Below are 5,444 nucleotides of genomic sequence, written 5' to 3'. Positions count from 1 at the left end.
TGGCCGGAGTTCGCCTCGATCCACCCGTTCGCCCCGGACTCCCAGACCGCAGGTTGGCGCGAGCTGATTTCCGGCCTCGAAGCCGACCTCGCCGAGATTACCGGCTATGACCAGGTGTCCATCCAGCCCAACGCGGGTTCCCAGGGCGAGCTCGCCGGGCTTTTGGCGATCCGCGGCTACCACCACTCCCGTGGAGAGCAGCAGCGCAACGTCTGCCTCATTCCCGCCTCGGCGCACGGCACGAACGCCGCCTCGGCGGTGCTGGCCGGGATGAAGGTTGTTGTTGTCGCCACAGCTGCTGACGGCACCATTGACCATGCTGACCTGCAGGCCAAGATCGAGGCCCACAAGGACTTCCTCTCGGCCATCATGATCACCTACCCCTCAACCCACGGCGTGTACGACGCTGATGTTCGCGAGGTCTGCGACGCGGTTCACGCAGCCGGCGGACAGGTCTACGTTGACGGCGCCAACCTCAACGCCCTCGTGGGCCTGGCGCAGCCGGGCCAGTTCGGCGGCGATGTCTCCCACCTGAACCTGCACAAGACATTCTGCATCCCGCACGGCGGCGGCGGACCCGGCGTCGGCCCGGTCGCCGCCAAGGCACATCTGGCACCGTTCATGCCGGGCGATGCCAACAAGGCCGCGCACGAGGCCGGACACGGCGTCGCCATTTCGGCGTCCCGCTTCGGGTCCGCCGGAGTGCTGCCGATTTCCTGGGCGTACGTGAAGCTGATGGGCGGCGAGGGCCTGACCGAGGCCACGAAGTCAGCGCTGCTGGCAGCGAACTATGTCGCGTCCCGCCTGAACGAATACTTCCCGGTCCTCTACACCGGTGAGGGCGGGCTGGTGGCGCACGAGTGCATCCTGGACCTGCGCGAACTCACCGCCAGGACCGGCGTCACCGCTGAGGACGTGGCCAAGCGGCTCATCGACTTCGGCTTCCACGCCCCCACACTGTCCTTCCCCGTCGCGGGGACGCTGATGGTGGAGCCCACCGAATCCGAGGACCTGGCCGAGATCGACCGCTTCATCGAAGCCATGATCACCATCCGCAAGGAAATCGACCAGGTGGCCAACGGCGACTTCGCCGTGACCGACTCACCCCTGCGGCGCGCACCCCACACCGCGGCCGCCGTCGTCTCCTCTGACTGGAACCGCGCCTACCCGCGCGAGCAGGCCGCCTTCCCGGTGCCCTCACTCCGGCAGGACAAGTACTTCCCGCCCGTGGGCCGGATCGACGGCGCAGCAGGGGACCGGAACCTGGTCTGCTCCTGCCCGCCGCTTGAAGACTTCGAGGCTTCGACAAGCTCAACCACCGGATTGGAAGACTGACATGTCTGAGAACTACACCGCCCTCTATGATCAGCACAAGCAGGCCGGGGCCTCCTTCACGGACTTCGGCGGCTGGCAGATGCCGCTCAAGTACAGCTCGGAGCTCGCCGAACACCACGCCGTCCGCAACGCCGCCGGCCTGTTCGACCTCTCCCACATGGGCGAAGTCTGGGTCACCGGCCCCGACGCCGCCGCCTTCCTGGACTACGCCCTGGCCGGGAAACTCTCCGCAGTAGCGGTCGGCAAAGCGAAGTACTCGCTGATCTGCGATGCCGACGGGGGTATCATCGACGACCTCATCACCTACCGCCGCCCGGCAGCGCAGGACGGTACCGACGTCTTCCTGGTGGTCCCCAACGCAGGAAACGCAGCTACCGTCGCGGCAGCATTGCAGGAACGTGCCGCCCGGTTCGACGTGGAGGTGGAGGACGCTTCAGCCCGCACATCACTGATCGCCGTCCAGGGTCCGGCAGCGGAGTCAATCCTGCTGCGACTGGTGCCGGCAGCGCAGCATTCCCTCGTGACAGGGCTGAAGTACTATGCCGCCGTCGAGGTGGAAATTAACGGGCAGGACCTGCTCGTTGCCCGCACCGGCTACACGGGCGAGGACGGCTTCGAAATCTACGTTCCCAACGAGGACGCCCCCGGCCTGTGGGAAGCCCTGCTGGAAGTCGGCGCCGGCCAGGGGCTCATCCCCGCAGGGCTCGCCTGCCGCGACTCGCTCCGCCTCGAGGCCGGCATGCCGCTCTACGGCAACGAACTCTCCCGCTACGGCAACGCGTACGCGGCCGGCCTGGGTCCCGTGGTGTCGCTGGCGAAGGAGAGCGACTTCGTCGGCAAGGAAGCATTGGCTGCCATCAAGGCCGCCGGAGTCGGGTCAACCATCGGGCAGAAGCTGGTGGGCCTCAAGGGCACCGGCCGCCGCGCCGCACGTGCCCACTACCCCGTCCTGAAGGACGGCACCCTGGTGGGCGAAGTGACCTCCGGCCAGCCCTCCCCCACCCTCGGATACCCCATCGCCATGGCCTACGTCGACGTCGAATTCGCCGCCCCCGGCACCGAGCTCGACGTAGACCTGCGCGGCAAGGCCGAGCGGTTCGAAGTAGTCAGTCTTCCCTTCTACAAGCGCCAAAAGTAGGTTCCTGCCGCTCCGTGGCTGGCTTCGGACCGGCGGACCGGCGGACCGGACTTTTCACGCGTGCTGCTCCTTCGTCGCTTTGACGCACGCTTTCGAAAAGCCCGGCTCCGCCAGCCCTAGACGCCCGCTCACCTTTGGTGGGTTTGGGGCCGACGCTCTCTCACTTTTCATCATCAAAACCCAAGGAAAATCACATGAGCAAAGTTGTTTCTGAACTGAAGTACTCCGCCGAGCACGAATGGGTTGCTGTGGACGGGGCCGGTCCTACGGGGATTGGGATTTCCGCCGTGGCTGCCGATGCCCTGGGCGACATCGTGTACGTTGACCTGCCGGAGGTCGGCTCCACCGTGACGGCCGGCGAAACCTGCGGCGAGGTGGAATCCACCAAGTCCGTCTCCGACGTCTACGCCCCCGTGACCGGCGAGGTCACCGAGATCAACGACGGCGTGGTCTCGGACCCCGCCCTGATCAACAGCGATCCCTACGGTGCCGGCTGGCTCTTCAAGGTTGCCGTCACCGAAGAAGGTCCCCTCATGTCCGCCGAGGAATACGCAGCAGCAAACGGCGGCGAGCTGTGAGCGGGGCTGCTTCCGTGGGGACCGTCGCCTTTGAGCAGGTAGTCTCCCCCAGCCTGAACGCCGACCTCGCCGCCCTGGACCCGGAGATCGCAGCAAAGATCGACGACGAACTGGGCCGCCAGCGCGACGGGCTGGAAATGATCGCCTCCGAAAACCACACCGCAGCGGCTGTTATGCAGGCGCAGGGCTCTGTCCTGACCAACAAATACGCGGAGGGCTACCCGGGCAAGCGCTACTACGGCGGCTGTGAGCACGTCGACGTCATCGAACAGCTCGCGATCGACCGGCTCAAGGACCTGTTCGGCGCGGAATACGCCAATGTGCAGCCGCACTCCGGTGCCCAGGCCAACGCCTCGGTGATGCACGCGCTGATCAAGCCCGGCGACACCATCATGGGCCTGAACCTGGCCCACGGCGGCCACCTCACCCACGGCATGCGGATCAACTTCTCCGGCAAGCTCTACAACGTGGTTCCGTACGGCGTCCGCGAGGACACGCACACCGTAGACATGGCCGAGGTGGAGCGCCTGGCCCGGGAGCACAAGCCGCAGCTGATCGTCGCCGGCTGGTCCGCGTACGCGCGGCAGTTGGACTTCGCCGAGTTCCGCCGCATCGCCGACTCCGTGGGCGCCTACCTGATGGTGGACATGGCGCACTTCGCCGGGCTCGTGGCGGCGGGCCTGCACCCGTCGCCGGTGCCGCACGCGCACGTCACCACCTCCACCACGCACAAGACCCTCGCCGGTCCGCGTGGTGGCATCATCCTCTCCAACGACGCCGACATCGCCAAGAAGATCAACTCGGCAGTGTTCCCCGGCCAGCAGGGCGGCCCACTGGAGCACGTCATCGCCGGCAAGGCCGTGGCATTCAAAATCGCCGCCAGCGAAGAGTTCCGTGAACGCCAGGAACGCGTCCTGGCCGGCGCCCGGATCCTGGCCGAGCGCCTGGTCCAGCCGGACGTCGCCGCCAAGGGAATCAGCGTGGTCTCCGGCGGCACGGACGTGCACCTGGTCCTCGTTGACCTCCGCGACTGCGACCTCAACGGCCAGCAAGCCGAGGACCGGCTCGCCGCGATCGACATCACCGTCAACCGCAACGCCGTCCCCTTCGACCCCCGCCCGCCGATGGTCACCTCCGGCCTGCGCATCGGCACCCCGGCCCTTGCCACCCGCGGGTTCGGCGAGGACGCCTTCCTCGAGGTTGCAGACATCATCGCCGAGGCATTAATTGCCGACGCCGACGCAGACCTTTCCGGCCTGCGTCACCGCGTGGAGGCACTCGCCAAAGCCCACCCCCTTTACCCAAGCATCGCACCACTGTCGTAAATCCTGTGCTCACCTTTGCCCGGTGGGACCGGCATCCTCCGCGTGCTCGGTCGCGAAGACGCCCGCTGAGCGGACGTGACGCTCCCTTAGACGCACGCTTCCGGATACCGCTCCCACAGGGGCGGGGGCACGGCACCTTGGGCACAGGCGTGAGTGCGCTGCCGGATACGCGTGGGAGCGGAGCGTGTTGTTTTTCTTCCGCCCATCCCGGGTCGTGGGGTTTATTGGCTGCTTGCCCTGTCGCTTTGGTGACGGGCGTTGGCGACTGGGCGGATTCCGGAGACGTGCGTCTAAGGGAGCGTCACGTCCGCTCAGCGGGCGTCTTCGCGACCGAGCACGCGGAGGAATTCGGCCAGGCGCACCCAACCGGGCCACGGCGTCACGTCCGCGCAGCGGGCGTCTTCGCGACCGAGCATGCAGAGGATGTCCTGCCCGCTCCATCTCAACCACCTCGTTTTAGTTAGGAACCAATCGCATGGCTGTTGGCGTTTTTGATCTGTTTTCGATCGGGATTGGGCCTTCCAGTTCTCATACTGTGGGGCCGATGCGGGCTGCTGCTGTTTTTGCGGAGGAGTTGAGGGCTTCGGGTGTGCTGGCTGGGGTGGCGGAGTTGCGGGTGGATTTGTATGGGTCGTTGGCGGCGACGGGGCATGGGCATGGGACGATGACCGCGATCTTGTTGGGGTTGGAGGGGTTTCATCCGGAGTTGATCCTGCCTGCGGAGGTGGAGGAGCGGCTGGCCGCGATCGCGGAGACCGGGACCTTGAACCTCGCCGGCGCCGTCCCGCTGCCGTATGGGGTGGCGGATATGGTGTTGCGGCCGTTGACGGTGTTGCCGCGGCACACGAACGGGATGACGTTCACCGTCACGGACGCCGCGGGTGCGGTGGTGCATGCGGCGACGTTCTTCTCGGTCGGTGGCGGGTTCATCGTCCGGGAGGGTGAGGAGGACGCGGCGCAGCAGGAACTGGAGGAGTCCAAGAAGGAGCTCCCGTTGCCGTTCCGGACCGCCGCGGAACTCCTGGAACATTGCGCGGTGACCGGGCTGGGTATCGCGGACGTGATGCY

5 protein-coding genes are annotated in these 5,444 nt (G+C 66.7%); all 5 read left to right on the top strand.

Translation table 11 applies throughout. The annotated features are described in order from the left end of the window. The coding region (locus AB4Y79_RS21525) for a glycine dehydrogenase (RefSeq protein ID WP_441866219.1) at positions 1 to 1,335 on the top strand (1,335 nt) is incomplete at its 5' end. A gap of 1 nt (position 1,336) precedes the next feature. Continuing rightward, complete coding sequence (gcvT, locus tag AB4Y79_RS21520) at positions 1,337 to 2,473, top strand: glycine cleavage system aminomethyltransferase GcvT (RefSeq protein WP_441866217.1); 1,137 nt, start codon at positions 1,337 to 1,339, stop codon at positions 2,471 to 2,473. A 194-nt stretch (positions 2,474 to 2,667) separates the two neighbouring features. Further along, positions 2,668 to 3,051 carry a glycine cleavage system protein GcvH gene (gene gcvH, locus AB4Y79_RS21515; RefSeq protein ID WP_441866215.1) on the top strand — a complete coding sequence of 128 codons (384 nt, stop codon included), beginning with the start codon at positions 2,668 to 2,670 and terminating at the stop codon, positions 3,049 to 3,051. After that, the gene (gene glyA, locus AB4Y79_RS21510) at positions 3,048 to 4,376 is read left to right on the top strand and encodes a serine hydroxymethyltransferase (RefSeq protein WP_441866213.1); all 1,329 of its coding nucleotides are present in this window, start codon (positions 3,048 to 3,050) and stop codon (positions 4,374 to 4,376) included. Before gcvH ends, glyA begins: the two co-directional genes overlap by 4 nt. A 475-nt stretch (positions 4,377 to 4,851) precedes the next feature. After that, positions 4,852 to 5,444: serine dehydratase beta chain (locus tag AB4Y79_RS21505; RefSeq protein ID WP_441866211.1), on the top strand; the 593-nt coding region annotated here is incomplete at its 3' end.

Source organism: Pseudarthrobacter sp. YAF2, assembly GCF_052113345.1.
Taxonomy (GTDB): domain Bacteria; phylum Actinomycetota; class Actinomycetes; order Actinomycetales; family Micrococcaceae; genus Arthrobacter.
This window is presented reverse-complemented; position numbering and strand designations above follow the sequence as displayed.